The sequence below is a fragment of the Aquimarina rhodophyticola genome (genome assembly GCF_042434915.1).
Taxonomy (GTDB): Bacteria; Bacteroidota; Bacteroidia; order Flavobacteriales; family Flavobacteriaceae; genus Aquimarina.
Genome location: NZ_CP170198.1, coordinates 1,209,449 through 1,230,063, shown reverse-complemented (window position 1 = coordinate 1,230,063; position 20,615 = coordinate 1,209,449). Strand labels below are relative to the sequence as shown.

The window sequence follows — 20,615 nt, the reverse complement described above, 5'->3', positions numbered from 1 at the left end:
AAAATGATAATTTGAAACCCCAACTTATACATACCAGCGATTTTTTAAAAAATGACGTGGAATTTTTGCTAAAATTTATATTGTAAGCCTAGCGTCATAGACCGACCTGGCAAAGGTCTTGCTCTTACATAATTAGTTTGGTTTTCTACAATACTACCCTCTTCGACCTCTGTAATACCAATTGTATCAAAAATATTATTAACCGATATATTTGCATTTAAAGATTTCGTAATCCCAATATTTGCGAATCCATTAATCATCACAAAACCTGGCATAATCAATTCGTTAGAATCTTGCGCATATGCTTTTGTTTGTCCAACAAAATTGATTCCTATAGCGTTTTGTTTTTCTTTACCAAAATTATAGGAAGGGATAAAATTATAGATGAGATCGGGCTGTCTTCGTGGCGTGTTACCTTCATTATCTCCAGAATCTATTTCGGCTTTCGTATAGGTAACAGCACCTCTAAGATTAACATTGGAAATAGTATAGAATCCTTCTAATTCAATTCCATAAGATTTATAATCATTCTCGATGATACTATTAGAGGTGGCCTCAAAACCACCCTCTTCTGAAGTTTTTGCGTGAAAAATAGTGGCATACAAGGCACCATTATTAAAACCTCTTTTGTATCCAGCCTCTAATTGCTCTATAAAATCTAAAGAATTTATAGCCTCGCCATCTTGATAATTTAAATCTGCAAATAATATGCGATCGGCTTTGGCAGATGCACCTTTACTAATTCTAGTAAATAAGGATTGTCTTTTATTTATTTTATAATTTAAACCTAAAGAATAAGAAAAGTAATCATATTCGTAATTAACAGCCGTGGAGTTGGCATTATCAATTGCCGATACACTCTGTTCTGGTTGAGAGATTATACCATCATTGTTTATATCAAATTGAGTTTGTACTGTACCTGCAAAAGATCCATCTACTCTTCCTAAATCATATCTGGCACTTGCATCAATTGTAAATGCATCTGCTATTTCAATCGTGAGATTAGCATAGGGTGCCGAGACATTATATTGAGTATCATAATTTCTGTTACAGCAATTACCCCAAAAAGGCGTTCCGTATGCATAAAGCCCATTTTGACTTAGATTAGTATTGGTGCCATCAATTACATTAATTAACCTTGCGTTATCATCATTGACTTCTTGTAAATATGAGTTCCATAACCATGACATAGAAATATTTTGAATAGCTTTAAAATATCCAAGTGTTACGTTAATAGTCTCAAAAGATTTTGATAATTTGAAATCGTTTACAAAATTATTGAAGTTATTTAAAGTTACATCAAACATGTGAATTCTTGCTACAAGGCTGTTTGCATTGACCGCTGTACCATCTGTAAATTGTAATTGAGCATCAGGTGCGAAGGAAGTAGCTATAGCCGAAGCCGTTCCAATTTCGGACGGAAAAGGAGACACAAAACTACCTTTGTTAAGTGAAAAACGACCATTATTCTTAATTTTCCACTGATTAGCCAGTTCAAAAGAAGCTTCAAACCCTAAAGATGTTGATATTGGATGCATTCCATCGGTCACGTTACCTCTTCTTAATTCACCATCTGCTCCCAAACCTACAGTCTGGGTTAAATTTGTTGTATGCAAAGATCCATTTGTAGCATCAAAATTTGGAGCATTGTCCCAATCTGGGTCACTATTAGTGCCTGTCACTTGTAATGGCATTGGTAAAAATGCAGCGGTTCTATCATTTAAATACTTAGAATAAACACGTACATAACCATTTTCGAATTCCTTAAGCAAACTTATTTTAAATTGACCTCCATTATTTGCAGTAAAACCGGTACTTCTTATTCCCTCGCCTACTCTGTAAAATCCTCCCAGATGTACATACAAATCATTTCCAATGGTTGTACCATAGTCAAAATCAGTTCTAAAAGTATCATAATCTAATCCAATGGTTGTACCTATCGCCCCACCTTGTTTTTTTCCTGTTTTACTAATAATATTTAGAACACCTCCAGGAGCATTTGAAGTAAGTGTCGATGCAGAGCCACCTCGAATTGCTTCAATTCTTGATACGTTATAATCAAATCTTGAAAATATATCTGCGGTACCAAAAGAAATATCTCCAAAAAGTAGGACCGGTAAGCCATCTTCTTGTAGTTGTACATATTTAGATCCCCCCGATGAAATAGGTACACCTCTTACTGCAATATTTGCATTACCTTCACCACCAGAAGATTCTGACCGTATCCCAGGAATTGTTCTAAAAATTTCTGCCGTAGAACGTGGTACGGTTTGCGAAATATTCTTTGCTTTTAAACTCGTTAGTGAAATACTAGATTCAATTTTGGAACTCGGATTCACAACTCCCGTAAGAATGATTTCATCCAAAGACTCTAAATCTTCTTCCATTTGAAAACTTAGCGTAACAGGTTCACCTTGCATTACCAATTGCCTCTCATACGGTTTAAATCCCATGTAGGTGGCTTTTAAAAGATACTCTCCATCGACTACATTGTCTATCATATAGTTCCCCTCGGTATCAGTCATAGCACCATTGTTAGTACCTTCCAAATAAACATTTACTCCAATGAGGGGGGTATTATTTTGATCTTTAATATGACCAGAAATAGTTGATTGTGCTACCAAAGTCGATGCGTAAAGGAAAACCGGAAGCAACCAAGCAAGCTTAAATTTTGTTAGTTTCATCATGATTTTTAAAGTGTGATTGTTAAAACTATGTTGAATTTTTAATCAAATTAGTAAAATGAATGTTTATAAAATGAGAATATTTCAACGAAAACGTTTTCGTTTATATCGAAAACGTTTTCGTTTTAATTTTTTCTTTCTAAATTTACTATATAAAAGTATCCATCGATGAAACCTGTCACTCTTAAACAAATTGCAGAACATTTAAATATTTCTGTAACTACCGTATCGAAAGCTTTAAAAGATTATCCAGATGTTAGCAAGAAAACAAAAAGATTAGTAAGAGAATACGCAAAAATATTAAACTATAAACCCAATACTTTTGCTGTAAACCTTAGAACAAAAGAGTCTAAAACAATTGGGTTGATCATTCCAGAAATAGTTCATCACTTTTTTTCAAGTGTCATTAAAGGGATTGTTTCACAAGCCGAAAAAAAAGGCTATTTAGTAATTATTTTACAATCCAACGAGAGTTACGAGTTAGAAAAAAAACAAATCGATCTTTTAATGAGTCAGCGAGTGGACGGGATTTTAATTTCTCTTGCCAACGGGACTGCTAATTTTAATCATTTAAACGAAATTATAGCGCAAGAAAAACCTTTGGTCATGTTTGACAAAATTGCAAAGTTAGTGCAATGTTCTAAAGTTGTTATCAATGATATCAATGCTGCTTATATGGCAACACAACACCTTATAGATACCGGTTGCAAACGAATAGCCCATTTTAGGGGGCCTCTATTACCACAAAATTCTATCGATAGATTTTTAGGGTATAAAAAAGCATTAGAAGACAATAATATGCTATATGATCCTTCTTTGGTATATATATGTGAATGTGGCGATAAGAGCTTTGAAGAAGGTAAAAATAATGCATCAAAATTACTAAAAGATCATACTAATGTAGATGGTGTTTTTATCAATACTGATTTGGTAGCTGTAGGAGCCATTTCAGAATTTAATAGATTGGGAATTAAGATCCCTGACGAAATTGCGATTGTAGGCTTTAGTAATTGGTTTATGTCTTCTGCAATAACTCCGTCACTTACCACCATCGATCAACCAGGATTCGAAATGGGAAAGACAGCGTTCAAACGTTTATATAAAGAAATCAATTCAAGAAAAAAGAATAAGACCTACACACCCAAAACTATAGAGCTCACTACAAAACTTATACAACGAGAATCTACAAGTTATTAATTAGCGTTAAATTATAATGTAGTTGTAGTATAATTAGTTGTTTAACAATATTTGTGCGGATTTTATAGTGATTCATGTTAACGTACTAGATAACATCAACCTTCCTTTAAATGATAATCTATCTTTTTAGGCGTTGTATATAGATATTCGACACATAAATGATACTAAAATTACTATTCTTATTTAGATTTAATCTACTTAAAGTTGTTTTATAAGATTAGCTGTTTTATTTTTGGCAGCGAATAACAACCCTATATTAAATAAATCTAAATAAGGATAATGAAAATAATACTTACGTGTTTTCTTTTAGTTTTTGGAGTATTGCAAGGCTTCACACAAACTAATCAGTTAATTGGAAAAGTTACAGATTTGGATAATCAGCCGCTAACTGGTGTTAATGTTATTATTAAAAAAGGTACTATTGGTACTCAAACTGATAACGATGGTAATTTTAGAATAGCTAATCTTTCTCTTGGTAACTATACTGTGCAAGTATCTTATATAGGTTTTAAAACTAAGGAAATTCAAGTTTCCATAGCTGCAAACGATAGTACTAACCTAGGAACAATCATACTCTATGAAGGTAATGAAATTTTAGATGAAGTAATTTTAAACGCTACACGAAGAAATAAGTTTTCACGTAAAGAAACTGCCTATGTCGCAAAACTGCCATTAAAAGATCTTGAAAATACACAGGTTTATACTACCATACCTTCAGATTTACTTGTTGCTCAATTGGTTACAACCTTTGATGATGCACTCAAAAATGCAGTAGGAGTTGACAAATTATGGAGTGCTACTGGCCGTGGTGGTGATGGATCTGGCTATTATACTATTAGAGGCTTTAATGTACAGCCACAACTTGTAAATGGAATGCCTGGTTTAACTAATGGAACGATAAATGCTGCAAATATTGAACGTATTGAAGTTATTAAAGGTCCGTCGGCAACATTGTTTGGTAGTTCTGTTACCTCTTATGGTGGTCTTATCAATACAGTAACCAAAAAACCATACAAAGGGTTTGGGGGTGAAATAGCTCTTACTACTGGTTCTTACGGATTAACAATATTATCTGGGGACTTTAATACTGCTTTGGATACAAATAATGACATTTATTTTAGACTAAATACAGCGTATCATACCGAGGATAGCTTTCAAGATGCAGGTTTTAGAAAATCATTTTTCGTAGCTCCTTCCCTATCCTATCGTGTTACTAATAATTTATCCTTTTCGGTTTATGCCGAAATCACACAAGCCGAACAAACAAATCCTGTGTCCCTGTTTTTTAACAGAGCAGCACCTGCAGCATCTACAAATGTTGAAGAACTGGGTTACAATACTAAGTTATCATTTACATCTAATGATCTGACCTTAAAAAATCCTTCTTCAAATTACCGAATTGAAATGGATTATAAGCTTTCTGATGCTTGGAGATCTCAAACAATTGTTTCTAGAAGTAATACATCTTCTACGGGTTATTATTCTTATTTATACGAATATGGAATTCTCGCTCCTAACACTTTTACCAGATTTATAAATAAGGAAAATGGGAAAACACATACTACAGATGTACAACAAAATTTTATTGGAGACTTTAAACTATTTAATTTACGTAATCGAATTGTAGCAGGCTTGGATTATTATCATACTACCTCGGTGGATAACAGTACTGCATTTGCTTTTTATGGAAATATTCAACCAAACGGAGTTATTACTAATGATAATCCTATAACCCCCGAAGAAGAAGTAGTCCCTTTTCCTCTTACCGAAGCAGGTGTTTTAGCTTCCTTAAGCAACCAACCTATCAATAATTTTAAAACCAAAGCGAGTACATACAGTGCTTATATCTCTGATGTTATTTCTATTTTACCAACGCTTACTGCCATGGCAAGTGTGCGTTTTGATCACTTTGAAAATGAAGGGGATATTATTAGTAGTGAAGATAATTTTGAGCAAACCGCAGTATCTCCAAAATTTGGATTACTATATCAACCAATACTAGAGAAACTATCCATTTTTGCAAACTATCAAAATGGTTTTACTAATGTAGCACCTGATCTAGTTGGAGATCCATCAGCAGGACCTCAAACCTTAAAAACCTTTGAACCAGAACAGGCAAACCAACTTGAGTTTGGTATTAAAGCAAATCTTTTTGATAATCGATTTAAGGCTACCTTGAGTTATTACGACATTAAAGTTTCTAATAAAGTAATGATTGATCCCAATGCTCCATTCAACAGAATTCAAGATGGAGAAATCGAAAGTAAAGGTTTCGAAATCGAAATTAGTACTAATCCTATCAGTGGATTAAATATTAAAGGAGGTTTTAGTAATAATGAATCTGAAATTATAAAAACGGATAATCCAAGTCTTCAAAATACACGACCAGTAGAAGCCGGTGCAGAAACACTTTATAACATATGGGCTAATTATGAATTTCAAAATGGCAGGCTTGATGGTTTTGGAGTTGGTGTAGGTTTTAATGGAGCTAGTGAAAATACTATTATGGAATATGGTTCTGGGGATACATTTACGCTCCCTAGCTATACTATTATGAACAGTAGCGTATTTTATCAAGCTTCAAAATACCGTATTGGTCTTAAACTTAATAATGTATTAAATGAAAGCTATTTTAAAGGATGGACAACGTTGACTCCTCAACAACCTCGAACTTTATTAGCCAATTTTACCTATAAATTTTAAATCACACCTTAGTCACTATCGGTTCTTTAAAAAAGGATCGAGATAGTTTCTTTAAAATAAATACTATGCTATTAACCCTTTACTGTGTAGCTTTAAGTTGCTATTTGTTATATGCAAGCTCAGAACGTATTAAAGTTTTATCCTCAAACAGGTTGCACATTTGGCTTCAGCATCATTCTAAATTTTCAAAATTTATTGGTTTTACAGTACTTATAATTAGTGTAGTGGTAGCTGTGTTAACCATAGGGTTTGGTGCAGGTGTATTTTTTGTAACACTTTCATTAATGACAATTTGGAGCCTTTTTATAGTACTGACGCCATTACACATCTTTACTTTTAAACACGTATTGTTTCTCTTGTTATTACTTTTTATAATTAATTTATTTTAACCAACTATGCCTGCAAATCAAAAATATTTAACACAATCAAATGCCCAGCGTTTTGCTAAGTTAACAGCGGGTATTATCGGTGGTTACATAGTATCTTCTCTTGTGCATATCATTTTGGCATATATACTCCCCCAACCCATAGTAATTGCTACTTCAATGTATAGTATTTTTTTATTATGGATGTTATTATGTATTGTTCCATTTCTATTTAAGAATGGTTGGAGTGTTTTAATACTTTATATACTTCTCATATTTCTGGGTAGTATTTTGGTTTATTTATTAAAATTTTAATTTGTGTAGACGATGAGTAAGCGTACCTATAATGTATTTTTTCACACACATACCGTTAGTGGCATTGTAATTAGTGTTGCTTTATATATCATGTTTTTTGCAGGTGCCTTTGCGTTGGTTAAAGATGAGATTACAGCTTGGGAAAAAGGAACTACAACTACTACTCTTACTGCAGATGCTATTGATTATGAAAAGTTGGTAAAAACGATCAGCGATGATGGCTATGAACTTTATGGACGTGACATTCGGATCATTCCTCCAGATGCAAAAAAAGAAACTTATGTAATTTTAAGTGCATCACAAGATTCTGCAATCACTACACCAACGGATAAACCCACCTATTTTTTTGTTAATCAAGATAGCTATGCGATTACTCCTTACTATGGATTTTACAGTCTAGGTGAATTATTATATAGACTACATTTTTTTCATCAAATACCTACGGTCGGAATTTATATTGCTGGCTTTGTTGCGTTTTTCTTCTTATTTGCAATTATAACCGGTATCGTTATTCATTGGAAAAAAATAATTTCTAATTTTAATCTTTTCAGACCAACGTCAAAACTTAAAACCATATGGACAGATGCGCATACAGCACTTGGCGTACTCGGAATACCATTTCAGCTTGTTTTTGCTGTTACCAGTTGCTTTCTATGTTTATCAACCTTGGTATTACTTCCTGCTAATTTTATCTACGACAATGATCAGAAACAATTGTTAGAAGACCTACGGCCTATGAGTAAAACCTACCCTATAGAAACCAAGGCTGATACAGTGTTGAATATCAATGATTTTATGAAAAAAGCCACGACACTGTGGGATAATTTTGAAGTAAACCAAATATATATTCGTAACTATGGAGACGTCTCTATGAAATTGCAGGTGGATGGTCTACTGGGAGTTGATGAAAAGTTTGTTGGATATGGTCGGGTTGTATATGACTTGGCATCAAATTCAATTGAATCCATAAAAAATCCTTATGATAACGACTATGTTGAAGCTGTTGAGATTGCTATCAAACGATTACATTTTGGAGATTATGGGGGTATTTGGTTAAAAGCACTTTACTTTTTGATGGCTCTTATTACCTGCTTTGTTATTATCACTGGAGTACTTATTTGGTTAGAAGCCAGAAACAAAAAGAAAATTCCTATTGCTCAAAAACTATATAACCGAAAAGTTGGACATATATATATGGCAATTTGTCTAAGTATGTTTCCCATCACTGCATTGACATTTATAGTTTCCAAATTGATACCAAGTAGTTTGGTTGCCTCGCGTATGACGCTTTTATATATAGTTTTCTTTGTAGGATGGTTATTACTTACCCTATTTTTCAGATTCAAAAGAGATAATTATTATACAAACAGGTACTCGCTTCTATCAGGGGGGCTTATGGGGCTTATAATTCCCATCGTTAATGGTATGGTTTCTGGCAATTGGCTTTGGAGAACGATACTTGAAAAAAATTATGATGTTCTAATCATCGATGTATTATGGATCATACTATCGTTAATCGCATTATTTATTTATTCTAAATTGAAGCGCCCAGTACCCAAAGTTGATCATAACAATCTTAAGACGATTTATTACCAAGAATTAAAAGCCAAAAATTCTTCTACTCAAATTAACAACTATACAAAAAGGATTAAATTTATGAGAACAAAAATTTCAATATACTGGTTAATTATTAGTGTAGGCTTTATTCTACACCATATCTATGGACTCTTTGGGGTTTATTATAATGAAAGTTTAATGATTGAAGGTGCTACTGGTGATGTCCCTCTTGAACATCATTTGTATAGAATTTTATTTGAAGGTATTGCCATGGTATTTTGCCTTACTACATTAGAAATTTCTAAAAATTGGTTTAAGCAAACGTCTTTAATTTGGGCAATACTTTTGGGAGTATTTAATATATATCACTTTATCACAGCGATTATATATGAAACTTCGAATGTATCTGAGATATTAATTTTAGCATTAATGGCTACTACAAGTGGTTTATTAGTGCGTAGTATACAACAATGGACCAAAGAATTTGAATAGCAACATTGTAAACATTAAAAACCTTTTCCTATAAATTAAAAAACCTGATCAAAATAGGATCAGGTTTTTATATACTATTAAACGATTTTTTTATTCTACCGCTTTGATATCTGTTAATATAAGACGATGCTTATACTGCTTTACCTCTGCATCAGTAGGCGTGTCTGTACTAGTAACTTCGATTTGGTCTTTTTCATACGTAATTACAAAAGCTTTCCCAATGTTTTCTTTGGCGCTCAAATCATACTTCGAGATTGCTTGTTTGCTTACAAAAGTTATTTCCATAACCTTACCAGTCTCTTTATTTGTAAAATAATATGCTTTATCAGACTGTCCGTTATATGTTACGGTTACTTCTTCTATTTGATTATTTCCTAAAGTTGTAAAGCTAGCGGTTAAAATCAATGTTAGTACTACTAATATTTTATTCATGTCGTTGGTGTTTTAAGGATGTAAATTTAGTATTTTTTTTGAAATCAAATATTTTATACGATACTAAAGATTTTACACACACTAACAACCTTATTTACAGAGACTCTTAAACATTTTTTACAGTGTAGTCGGGATAGGATATATCAATTAATTCATATACAATACTTCCTTTTGTAAGAATTAAGGTAGCGGTATCGCCAATATGTTTATTTAGTAAGATTCTTGCCATTGGTGATGTAAAAGCAATCTTGCCCTGACTAATATCTGCTTCGTCTACACCTACGATCTGAAAATTTTCAACTTGATTTGTCTCATTATTTTTTAAAGTGACATGTGCTCCAAAACGTACCGAATCTTTGCTTAATTGCTTTTCTGGTCGTACAACCTTTGCTGTAGCAATTCGATTATTTAAAAGCTGTAATCTACCATCTAGTATTGTGAGCGTCAACCGCCTTTCTTTATCATTATCAATAGGTACTGTTGATTTTCTGGCTATAATATCTTGCTTTTCTTCATTGAGTAATTTTAACCCCAAAGGCGTTACGTAATTTACAAAACCTTCTGGTAAATGAGCTCTGGGTGGCACTATTGGTACTTCCTCTTGATCATCTTCTTTAACAAATGCTCTACTCATAGCTAAACTATTTTATTTACTACTTTGTTTTATAGGAATTAACCTTATAACTTCCAGAAATCATTACGAATACTAACTTCTGGAAGTCTTTTATATATTAAATAGATTATACAGGAACTTCATCGGTTACTGTCATACGCTCCCAATTTCTATGATTAGCGATCGCTTTTTTGAAAACCTTTGGATCTTCGTTAATCAAAACAGCGTTGTCATTTTTATAATTACTTACAAACGATGCATCAATTAGCTTTTCTCCTTCTTGGTCTGCAGCAATTGCTTTGCAATGTTTAAACGCCTCATTGATAAACTTGATATACTTTGAGTTTTGTAAGAGTTTATCAACAGATTTGCTACCTCCTGCAATATATACCGCATCAAACAATACACTTTCTGTGGTCATAATGGATGCGTCTACTTTGTGTTCCATATTTTGATCACAGTGGATGGTTCCTCCAGTTGGTGCAATAATTTTGGGTACAGCACCATGCGTATCCAACATATCCTTTACCTTTTTATATGCAGTCATATCAAAACCATCTGCTGCTAGGATCGCAATTTGTCGTGTTGCTATACTATCAAACTTGGTATTTGCTTGACTAAGCGCTGGCGAACTATCCAAATATATCTTTTTGGGTCCGGGTTGATGTTTCTCTACATCGGCATCTGCTCCAATTGCTTGATTTATTGGTTTATCGATTGTTTTGGGTATATCAATACCTAAACCATCAGCTACCTTTTTTGCCAGCTCTTCGTCGATTTGTTGGATTAACCAAAGCATTCGCTGCTGTATATGTTTATGTGTACATTTACCCAGTTCAAAAGTATATGCATTGGCAACATGCTCTTTTTCCCATGAGGCTAGACTTCTATAAAATAAGGCTGGCTGTGAAAAATGGTCACTAAAACTCTCACTGCGAGTTCGAATTTTTTTGGCATCTATTCGTTCCTCATACGAATCAAAACCTCCCTCTGCTATCGTTGATAAATACGGACAACCACCACTTAATGAGTTTGGAAAATACGCTGTCTGACCTTTCGGAATTGCCATCTGCATATGTCCATCTCTTTGATTGTTGTGAGTCTCAACGATCGGTCGGTTGATCGGTATTTGATCAAAATTGATGCTGCCTAGTCTTGATAGCTGTGTATCCCGGTATGAAAACAAGCGACCTTGTAACAATGGGTCATTTGTAAAATCAATGCCAGGAACAACATGGCCTGGTAAAAAAGCAACTTGCTCTGTTTCGGCAAAAAAGTTTTCTGGATTTTTATTAAGTACCATTTTACCCACAATTTTTACCGGTACCATCTCTTCGGGAATCAGTTTTGTTGGATCTAGTAAATCAAAATCAAATTTGTGTTCATCCTCTTGAGGAATGATTTGTAAACCTAGCTCCCACTCTGGATATTCGCCTGCTTCAATAGCATCCCAAAGGTCTCTACGATGAAAATCAGAATCTGCACCATTAATTTTAACAGCTTCATCCCAAGTAACCGAGTGCACGCCAAGTTTAGGCTTCCAATGAAATTTAACAAAATGGGACTTTCCTTCTTTATTAATAAGTCTAAAAGTGTGTATACCAAAGCCCTCCATCATTCGATAGCTTCTAGGTATAGCTCGATCACTCATTGCCCAGATATGATTGTGCAATGTTTCTGTGGTTAATGATACAAAATCGTAAAAGGTATCGTGGGCAGAGGCTGCTTGCGGAATTTCTTTATTAGGTTCTGGTTTTACCGAATGGATCAGATCTGGAAATTTCATAGCATCCTGTATAAAAAAGATGGGCATATTATTACCTACCAAATCCCATGTTCCCTCTTTTGTATAAAATTTTACAGCAAATCCTCGTACATCCCGAGCCAGATCTGGAGATCCTTTGGAACCTGCAACTGTAGAGAATCTTACAAAAACTGGGGTTTTTCTAGTCGTATCTGTAAAAATACCTGCTTTGGTATAGGTTTCGATACTCTCATATAGCTCAAAGTATCCATGTGCTGCACTCCCTCTTGCATGCACTATTCGTTCTGGAATTCTTTCATGATCAAAACTATGAATCTTTTCTCGTAGTAAGAAGTCCTCTAACAAGGTCGAACCCCGTTCTCCAGATTTTAGAGAATTGTTAGTATCATTTACTTTTAACCCTTGGTTTGTCGTTAAAGCTGTGTCTTTTACTTCTTTTTGATACGTTTTTAAATCTTCAATTTTTTGAGTTCCTTTTTTAGCTTTTTCTTCCATAATTTGAAATGTGTGATTGTTAATTTTTTGGTTATAAATTTTAATAAAATGTATCAATACTGATAACTTTTATTTGGAGCTAATGGAGCTTCTAAAGTAAACATTATAAACCCTTGAGCATTCCCAATGTTTTTATAAAAAAACGTACGTAAATGTTATAATATTCCTATTTTATCTTTGTATTATTTGGCGGAAGCAAAATTTATATGATGTACAAAAAAGGATAGGTCTTAGCTACTGAACGACCAGTGGTGGAATTAGGTATTTTTTATTGAATTCAAAAAAATTCTGAAGGATATGATAGCACAACCGATGCAACGTACTCTGAAACGGCACAAAACCATCAGCAACCAATGCAACACACTCTGAAACAGAACGAAACCATCCGCAACCGATGCAACACACTCTGAAACAGAACGAAATCGTCCGCAACCGATGTAACGCTCTCTGAAATAGAACGAAACCGTCCGCAACCGATGTAACGCCCTCTGATACAGAACGAAATCGTCCGCAACCAATGCAACACCCTCTGAAACAGAACGAAACCGTCCGCAACCGATGCAACGCCCTCTGAAACAGAACGAAACCATCCGCAACCGATGCAACGCCCTCTGAAACAGAACGAAATCGTCCGCAACTGATGCAACACCCTCTGAAATAGAACGAAATCGTCCGCAACCGATGCAACGCCCTCTGAAACAGTATAAAACAGTTATAATTGATAGTTGAAAAATTGCATTGAATATTTATCAAAAATTCGCTATTCGTTTCAAAGTAAGAATGATAAATAGTGATTGTACCAATATCTAGAGGTATGTAAACATAGATATTATAAAGAGGAAAATAGATACTTGTTAGATAGTCAAAAAATAAACTGCCCTTAAAGGGCAGTTTATTTTTATAATGTTTTTTATGCAACGGTTTAAAATTTAATTTTCATGATTTTAGATATTTATTTTAATCTCTAATTGTTTATTTAGTATTCCTTTCCCACCAGCCATTAAATCCTTTATTTTTTCGTTATCAATTCGTAATTTAAGTATAATTAAACTTGGAGAAGGTTCTTTCATATATTTTCCTTGTTGAATGTTAAAACTTTTTTTCTTGATTTTTAAAATATCAAATAAATAACACGCAAGTGGTCCAGCCGCCATGCCTGTTCCCGATTCCTCTAAAATTCCATAACGAGGACCAAACATTCTTGTAGTAGCGTCGTATTCTGTATCGGTAGAAAACACATAGTAACCAATTAAATCGAATTCATCACTGATTTCTTTTATCAAGTCAAAATCTGGAATGATTTTTTTTAAAATCTCTTTGCTTTTAACAGGAACGATTACGAAGGAATTTCCAGTGTTTACTAATTGAATTGGAGCATTTGGAATCAAGTCGGTTCTCTTTAATCTCAATGATTGTAGAATTACACTTTCTTTGTGACTTACATCAATATACTTTGGAGCTAATTGTTCCATAAATGCTATATCTCCAATCATCTCTATTCTCCGTTTCCCATCTATTGTTTCTTTAGTAGAATTATCATTTTTTAACGCGCCTATTTGTTTTAAGAACGAAAATGTAGCTACTGTGGCGTGACCACAATGTGCGATTTGTTTTGTAGGTGTAAAGAAATCTAGTTTAAAATCCTCGGTTTCTGATTTGGATACAAAAGCAGTTTCTGATAAACCTACTTTTTTTGAGATTTCTAACTTCTCTGAATTAGAAAACTTGTCTGCATTTAATACAACACCTGCTGGATTACCCCCTTTTCCATCAACTGCAAAAGCATTTAAGATTTGCACTGTAACTAATTTTGAATTGTCCATTTCTTATATTTTTATATGTTATGTCTAATAGACGGTATTAGCTATAAAAAGACGTAATTATTTTGCATCATTTTCAAAATCTAGAAGTTTCCCTGTATTATCGGATTCAACATTTGGACAGTCCAGAATGTTTCCTTTTAAAATTTCTCTAGCTTTTTGCACTCTAGACTTGGTTCCAGAGTAGGATATATTTAGGTGATAAGCTAATTCTTTTTGTGTATAATCCTTGAAGGAGGTTAAAATTATTGCTTCTTTATGTTGGGAAGAAAGGTTTTCTAATTTTTTATTAATACAATTAGTCAAATCGGTGTACTCAAAATTATGATCTTCTGTTTCTGGAATATCTATATCAGTTATTGATATATTTTTGTCACTTACTTGTCTAAAATAATCCACAATGGTATTTCTTGTAATTTGGTACACCCAAGATGTCAGTTTTGAAGTATGCTTTAGCTGATGAATTTTAGTTTGGATTTTGAGAAAAACCTCTTGAAGGATGTCTTTTGATATTTGTTCATCTTTTATTTTTCCTAAAATAAACATATAAAGTTCTTCATTTAGGTCAATCCATATAGAATTTATTTCAATTTTCACAATTTCAATTTTTTAGCATTCACAGTAGCATACACTTCATAGCGCTACTCCTATTTGTATCTATTAAAGATATAACTTTTCTAAAACTATCAGTACCCCACTGCATCAAACCTTACGTGAACTTTTCGCTTATTCGGCTTACCGATAGCGTTCTTTATTGCGCTTTTGAGCGTGTCTTTAAGCGAGCATACTTTTCTATGTCCAGTAGTTTATAACGTATAATCATACAGATACTGGTGACCACCATATCAAACAATGGATCACATATAGGATGCCGAGCAAGTTATTTCAATAGCTAATCATTAACAATTATGACATACTTAAAAAATAAATATTAATTTTAAGGAACTAGGCTAGTGCTTTTCATAGGATACTTTGTTGCCAGTAGTGTTTTTCGCAAGAGTGTCTTTCTTTTCCGTTTTTAACTGCTCTTTTAAAATCAGATTCTGTTCTTTTAATGTCTCAATATACTCTTTAAATTGTTTTATTTCAATTGGGTTTTCTATTTTAATTTCTTCTGTTTTAGAACTAATAAATAATAATGAGGCACATAAAAACACTACTAATATTGATGTGAATATATTTCCAAACCTAAATGAATTATAAGCTGTTATGAGATTTGTAGCTTTTACATTGGTAATGAAAATGTTATTGTTTATTGTAAAAAGAGAGTCTTTTATCTCCATTTTTAGAAATTTTTTGACACTTACATCTTGTTTAATTAAAACTGATTTTGGTGAATTCTTACCGTAAATGAAGTTTTTAACATTAAAATTTTTCAGCGCATTATTTATTGTAAGAATGTAGAATAAATAGGCAAGAGCCAAAACAACTATAAATAGAATTTTAAGGTAAAGGTTGAAATCTAAAACCTTGTCAATGATGAACGGAATAAACAAGCTTAATAAAGAGAATATTAGTCCAGTTTGAGCGATTAATTGTGAAGTTTTATTTTCAATTACATTTAATCTGTTGTTTTCTTCATTTTCAATCTCTTTTAAATATGCCTTATGTAATTCTAATTTTCTTTCTTTTGAATTAGTATAATCGTTTATGTCGTAATTATATGGTTTTTGGAACTCCAATTTTTTGAAAAGTCCAAATGACTGAAAGAGTAATTTAAGTTTTGTCATTTTCTAAAAATTTGATTATTTCATCGGACATTTCTTGTCCAGTCTGCATTTCAATCCAAGCCCATTGTCCGTTTGGATTTATTTCTAAAAACACATATTCATCTTTTGGTGTTTTGATTAAGTCAATTGCACCAAATTTAAGATTTAACTCTTGTAAAAGTGTGACGCATTTGTCTGCAATATCTTTCGGGATTTCAACGATATTAAAATCAAGTTTTTCTTTTCTCCAATCATTCTTTGTGTTTTCATTCGATTGTGAATAAACAGAAGATGCAAAAACTTTTTTGTCAATTACTGTTACACGAATTTCGTATTCTTTCTTAATGTTTTCTTGAAAAATACTAGGATTGATATCAAAACCATCAATTGAATCTATTAGTTTTTGACTAACTGAATTAGTAAAAATAAAAGCAACATCATTATTGTAATTAATCCTTGTATGAGCTAATGGTTTAATAATAATGTCTTTGTTGTTTTTATTGTAAAACTCTTTGATTTTTTCTTTTTCGTTGGTTATGATTGTTTGAGGAATATTAAAACCAATTTTCTTTGCAACTTTTAGTTGAAGAGCTTTATTTTCAGCGTTGTAAACAAATTTAGGCTCACTTAACCAATTTGCATCTATGGTTGCAAAAATATTCTTAAGAAGCGAATCATATTCGGTAAGAATGTAATGTTTCTCTTCTTGTTTTAAGTCGTTTATTTCTGGGAATTTAGTTCGTCTGAACCAAACAGACTTGAACTTATTTATGCCATCAAATGAGAAAGAAAAATCATTATTAAAATTAAAACAATAATTTTTGTTTATTAAATCTTCGCAATTAAGTCTTTTGTATTGGATTCCTTTTTTGTTTAATTTATTAACTACAAAATCGACTGTATAGTCTTGTTTATGTGTAATAATTAGAATCATTTGATATCTTCATCAGAATCCACAGCTTCAGAAGATTCCGTAAGTGTCGATGTTCCCATAAGCTGAATTAAACTATGAATATTTGCATCGCTATCTGTAGCTTACATTTCAGTATATGTTCGAGTAGCAGTATCCATTCGAAAATCAGCATCAGAGTCCGATGCTTCTCCACCAGTTTTTGTAAATGTTTCTGTTTCCATATTCAGAGAATCAATTGCAGGTAATTTTGTGGTTTTATCTACACTTAAATTCAATACATTATCATATTCGATAACGGAATAGTTAAAATCACTTTCCGATGGTTTCTCTAAAAATTCGAATGTTATTGGTTTCATAGGTTTCTGTTTTTTCGCATTACTGGCAACAATATTATATAGATATCTATGGTAACGATATTTCTCTTTTACAAATACTACCCTTGGGATACTAAGTGGGGTTGGTAGTGGGTTTTATTAGTACTAAACTACATAATTTATTATATATAAACTACTTAATGATCCAACAGATTCTAAAACCTTTAAGACACGGGCGGCAACATTTCCCACCATCGGGAAACCTTCCTGACAAGTGCGGCATCATTTCCCATCTCCGGGAAAGCTTCCTGACAAGTGCGGCAACATTTCCCACCTCCGGGAAAGCTTCCTGACAAGTGCGGCAACATTTCCCACCTCCGGGAAAGCTTCCTGACAAGTGCGGCAACGTTTCCCATCTCCGGGAAAGCTTCCTGACAAGTGCGGCAACATTTCCCACCTCCGGGAAAGCTTCCTGACAAGTGCGGCAACGTTTCCCACCTCCGGGAAAGCTTCCTGACAAGTGCGGTAACTTTCCAAGCAGTGGTAGCAAGGGTTAAACAAAATTGATACGCAAAAAAAATCTAGTGGTAATAGTAAGCATAGTGGGTTTCAAGGTGAAATGAAAGCGAGTTAATGACGATTATAAACAAACAATGCTAGTAAAGTTTTGTTACTTTACTAGCATTGTGCTTACGATACAAACGTACTAGCGCTAATATCTATGCTTTTACTAGTTTGCGCAGTGCCGACCACTGTTTAAGCATGTTTCTAGCCTCGGTTGCGGGATATCCAAGTACGGTTGCTCCTGCTGCCACGTCACCCATCACACCAGATCCAGCACCTACCGTAGCTCCAGAATGGATGGTTGTATGATCCTTAATAGAGGCACTACCCCCAATGATCACCCCATCACCTAATGTTACCGAACCTGCTAGTCCACTGTGTCCAGCCATGATACAAGAACGTCCCAAAATACAGTTGTGTGCAATCTGTACTAAATTATCTATTTTACAACCATCTCCAATAATGGTTGAACTAAATTTTGCTCGGTCTACACAGGAGTTAGCTCCAATCTCTACACCATTTCCTATCACCACATTACCTATATGCTCAATCTTAACGAGTCCACGACCATCGTCACTAGGCCGATATCCAAATCCATCGGCTCCAATACTTACATTGGTATGAAAGATGCAGTGACTTCCTATTATAGAACGCTCACGAATTACAGTGCTTGACCATACGACCGTATGATCCCCTATCTTGGTAGCATCAAAAACCGAAACATTAGGATATAATGTCACTCCATCACCCAAAACTACATTTTTGCCTACATAGCATCCTGCACCAATTTTACATCCTTTTCCCATTACTACCGAAGCATCAATAGTTGCCGTAGGGTGAATATCGATAGCAAATGATGGTGTAGCTGGCTTAAAGGTTTCCAAAAGTTTCGCCATTGCTAGATCTGCATTTTTTACCAAAATTAAAGCGCGATCGTTACCAGGTTCCACCTTGATCGATTCATTTACAATTGCAGCACATGCTTTAGAATCTGGCCATAATTTGCCGTACTTACTGGATCCTATAAAGGTTAATTGGTTGTTGTCGGCATTTTTTAATTGTTCTAAACCTGTAATTTTTTGAGCGGTTGATCCGATTAACTTTCCGCCAACAATGGCGTGGATTTCTTCAATAGTAAATACTTTCATCTTTTTAGGACACTATTAGTTAATATATACTTGTATGTAAAAAACTATCAATCAAAGCATAACTGTAATAATAATCTAAACTTGGTTATACTATAATTAATACTTTTTTGATCACAGCTTATAAAATAAGGTTGCGATTGATTGCAGTATAGTACAATTATCTTAATAAAACAAATGAAGAATTGTTTCTCACAACCCTCTTATCATAAAGAAAATTAAATGGCGGTAATGCGCACTTTTTTCTTTTTAAGACGGGTATTGTTTAATTGAGTGATCAGTTGATCGGCCATGGTTATGGGTACAGCCACAAATGTACAATCTTGTTTTAACTCAATTACTCCTAATTGATCCTTGGTTAACTTACCTTGTTTAAAAAATAAGCCAGCGATATCGCCCTTTGATATTTTATCTTTTCGACCCCCAGAAATAAAAAGTGTTTGCCAGTATTGTGATTTTCGGGTTTGCTGTTTACGTATATCGGCCTCCTCGGCGTCTGGTATAAAATCCCGCAGTGTTTCTTCTTCCCATTTTAAAATATATGCTGTCCCTTTTGCATTTATTCTTGCAGTTCTCCCATTACGATGTGTAAACTCTTCTTTAGAATAAGGCAATTGATAATGAATTATAAATTTAAGTTCTGGAATATCGATACCACGTGCCGCCAAATCGGTCGCTAGTAAAATTTGATGCGTTCCGTTTCTAAATTTTATTAATGCACGTTCTCTGTCCTTTTGTTCCATATCTCCATGAAACGTACCATGGCTAATTTTATGTCGCTTTAAAAAAGCACTTACATCCTGAATACTATCCTTAAAATTACAGAAAATTATTCCTGGCTGACTACCTGTATGCTGCAAAATTGCTAATAAACTATCTAGTTTGTCCTTGCTTGGTGAACTTACGGTTTTAAACGTAAGTTTTGACACTCCTACTTTTAGATAATCGACCGTTATGGGCGTATCCAAATTTACAAAAGAAGGAATCGAGACTCCCTGCGTTGCCGAGGTTAAAATACGCTTAGAAATATTGGGTAGCTCGTGTATGATATTTTTCATTTCAACCTCAAAACCAACCTCCAAAGATTTGTCAAACTCATCCAAAATCAATGTTTGTATGTGCGCTGTAGCAAAACGCTCTTGTCTTAAATGATCGGCAACTCTACCTGGTGTACCAACTAATATGGCTGGCGCGTGCTTTAATTCGATTTTATCTTTTGAGGCTGATCGTCCTCCATACACAGCATTTACTTTGTAACCAGACCCCATTTCTCTCACTACCTGTTCTATTTGTATCGCTAGTTCTCGAGAAGGTACCAAAATAAGTACCTGTATTGCATCACAACCGGGATCTAATAACTCTATGGTAGGTAATAAAAAAGCTAAAGTTTTACCAGTTCCCGTGGGAGAAAGTAGTATCACATTGTTATTTTTTTTGATAACCGCAATAGCCTCTTCTTGCATTGGATTTAACTGCTGAATATTTAACTTTTGAAGTATATCTGCTTGAGATCGTTTGGTACTAGACATATT

The 20,615-nt window shown here is 33.8% G+C and carries 14 protein-coding genes; 3 read left to right on the top strand and 11 right to left on the bottom strand.

The genetic code is table 11. The annotated features are described in order from the left end of the window. Positions 1–68: 68 nt before the first annotated feature. Complete coding sequence (locus ACE939_RS05450; RefSeq protein ID WP_378187820.1) at positions 69–2,687, bottom strand: TonB-dependent receptor domain-containing protein; 2,619 nt, start codon at positions 2,685–2,687, stop codon at positions 69–71. 165 nt (positions 2,688–2,852) lie between these two features. Between ACE939_RS05450 and ACE939_RS05445 the strand changes: the two genes are divergently transcribed. The 3 genes from ACE939_RS05445 (at position 2,853) to ACE939_RS05435 (ending at position 9,313) form a co-directional block, all read left to right on the top strand. Further along, entirely contained in the window at positions 2,853–3,881 is a 1,029-nt protein-coding gene (locus tag ACE939_RS05445; protein WP_378187819.1) for a LacI family DNA-binding transcriptional regulator, read from the top strand. Between the two features lie 279 nt (positions 3,882–4,160). Beyond that, positions 4,161–6,584 carry a TonB-dependent receptor domain-containing protein gene (locus ACE939_RS05440; protein WP_378187818.1) on the top strand — a complete coding sequence of 808 codons (2,424 nt, stop codon included), beginning with the start codon at positions 4,161–4,163 and terminating at the stop codon, positions 6,582–6,584. A gap of 692 nt (positions 6,585–7,276) precedes the next feature. Further along, positions 7,277–9,313 (top strand): PepSY-associated TM helix domain-containing protein, encoded by a 2,037-nt coding sequence (locus ACE939_RS05435; protein ID WP_378187817.1) that lies wholly within the window; start codon positions 7,277–7,279, stop codon positions 9,311–9,313. A gap of 90 nt (positions 9,314–9,403) precedes the next feature. On the opposite strand, the gene ACE939_RS05430 is transcribed toward ACE939_RS05435, so the two are convergent. The 10 genes from ACE939_RS05430 to ACE939_RS05385 all read right to left on the bottom strand — a co-directional run bounded on the left by ACE939_RS05430 (position 9,404) and on the right by ACE939_RS05385 (position 20,612). Beyond that, positions 9,404–9,745 (bottom strand): hypothetical protein, encoded by a 342-nt coding sequence (locus tag ACE939_RS05430; protein ID WP_378187815.1) that lies wholly within the window; start codon positions 9,743–9,745, stop codon positions 9,404–9,406. Positions 9,746–9,851: 106 nt separating this feature from the next. Continuing rightward, positions 9,852–10,379, bottom strand: a complete 528-nt coding sequence (locus tag ACE939_RS05425) for a GreA/GreB family elongation factor (protein ID WP_378187814.1) — start codon at positions 10,377–10,379, stop codon at positions 9,852–9,854. 106 nt (positions 10,380–10,485) lie between these two features. Further along, positions 10,486–12,618, bottom strand: a complete 2,133-nt coding sequence (locus tag ACE939_RS05420; protein ID WP_378187813.1) for a catalase — start codon at positions 12,616–12,618, stop codon at positions 10,486–10,488. A gap of 944 nt (positions 12,619–13,562) precedes the next feature. Further along, positions 13,563–14,441 carry a PhzF family phenazine biosynthesis protein gene (locus ACE939_RS05415; RefSeq protein WP_378187812.1) on the bottom strand — a complete coding sequence of 293 codons (879 nt, stop codon included), beginning with the start codon at positions 14,439–14,441 and terminating at the stop codon, positions 13,563–13,565. Positions 14,442–14,498: 57 nt separating this feature from the next. Beyond that, on the bottom strand, positions 14,499–15,035 hold the full coding sequence (locus tag ACE939_RS05410) for a sigma-70 family RNA polymerase sigma factor (RefSeq protein WP_378187810.1): 537 nt from the start codon (positions 15,033–15,035) through the stop codon (positions 14,499–14,501). A gap of 353 nt (positions 15,036–15,388) precedes the next feature. Further along, positions 15,389–16,168 carry a hypothetical protein gene (locus ACE939_RS05405; protein ID WP_378187808.1) on the bottom strand — a complete coding sequence of 260 codons (780 nt, stop codon included), beginning with the start codon at positions 16,166–16,168 and terminating at the stop codon, positions 15,389–15,391. Further along, positions 16,155–17,081, bottom strand: a complete 927-nt coding sequence (locus ACE939_RS05400; protein ID WP_378187806.1) for an MvdC/MvdD family ATP grasp protein — start codon at positions 17,079–17,081, stop codon at positions 16,155–16,157. The genes ACE939_RS05405 and ACE939_RS05400 overlap by 14 nt, the downstream gene beginning before the upstream one ends. Before the next feature lie 101 nt (positions 17,082–17,182). Next, a complete protein-coding gene (locus tag ACE939_RS05395) occupies positions 17,183–17,416 on the bottom strand; it encodes a hypothetical protein (protein ID WP_378187805.1) in 234 nt (77 codons plus the stop codon). Between the two features lie 677 nt (positions 17,417–18,093). Further along, the gene (gene lpxD, locus ACE939_RS05390; RefSeq protein ID WP_378187803.1) at positions 18,094–19,086 is read right to left on the bottom strand and encodes a UDP-3-O-(3-hydroxymyristoyl)glucosamine N-acyltransferase; all 993 of its coding nucleotides are present in this window, start codon (positions 19,084–19,086) and stop codon (positions 18,094–18,096) included. A gap of 215 nt (positions 19,087–19,301) precedes the next feature. Next, positions 19,302–20,612: a DEAD/DEAH box helicase gene (locus tag ACE939_RS05385; RefSeq protein WP_378187802.1), complete on the bottom strand. Its 1,311-nt coding sequence runs from the start codon at positions 20,610–20,612 to the stop codon at positions 19,302–19,304. Positions 20,613–20,615: the final 3 nt, after the last annotated feature.

Excerpts from the sequence above, each read along its gene's own strand:
- ACE939_RS05450 (WP_378187820.1), bottom strand. The coding sequence starts at position 2,687 with ATGATGAAACTAACAAAATTTAAGCTTGCTTGGTTGCTTCCGGTTTTC.
- ACE939_RS05445 (WP_378187819.1), top strand. The coding sequence starts at position 2,853 with ATGAAACCTGTCACTCTTAAACAAATTGCAGAACATTTAAATATTTCT.
- ACE939_RS05440 (WP_378187818.1), top strand. The coding sequence starts at position 4,161 with ATGAAAATAATACTTACGTGTTTTCTTTTAGTTTTTGGAGTATTGCAA.
- ACE939_RS05435 (WP_378187817.1), top strand. The coding sequence starts at position 7,277 with ATGAGTAAGCGTACCTATAATGTATTTTTTCACACACATACCGTTAGT.
- ACE939_RS05430 (WP_378187815.1), bottom strand. The coding sequence starts at position 9,745 with ATGAATAAAATATTAGTAGTACTAACATTGATTTTAACCGCTAGCTTT.
- ACE939_RS05425 (WP_378187814.1), bottom strand. The coding sequence starts at position 10,379 with ATGAGTAGAGCATTTGTTAAAGAAGATGATCAAGAGGAAGTACCAATA.
- ACE939_RS05420 (WP_378187813.1), bottom strand. The coding sequence starts at position 12,618 with ATGGAAGAAAAAGCTAAAAAAGGAACTCAAAAAATTGAAGATTTAAAA.
- ACE939_RS05415 (WP_378187812.1), bottom strand. The coding sequence starts at position 14,441 with ATGGACAATTCAAAATTAGTTACAGTGCAAATCTTAAATGCTTTTGCA.
- ACE939_RS05405 (WP_378187808.1), bottom strand. The coding sequence starts at position 16,168 with ATGACAAAACTTAAATTACTCTTTCAGTCATTTGGACTTTTCAAAAAA.
- ACE939_RS05400 (WP_378187806.1), bottom strand. The coding sequence starts at position 17,081 with ATGATTCTAATTATTACACATAAACAAGACTATACAGTCGATTTTGTA.
- ACE939_RS05395 (WP_378187805.1), bottom strand. The coding sequence starts at position 17,416 with ATGAAACCAATAACATTCGAATTTTTAGAGAAACCATCGGAAAGTGAT.
- lpxD (WP_378187803.1), bottom strand. The coding sequence starts at position 19,086 with ATGAAAGTATTTACTATTGAAGAAATCCACGCCATTGTTGGCGGAAAG.
- ACE939_RS05385 (WP_378187802.1), bottom strand. The coding sequence starts at position 20,612 with ATGTCTAGTACCAAACGATCTCAAGCAGATATACTTCAAAAGTTAAAT.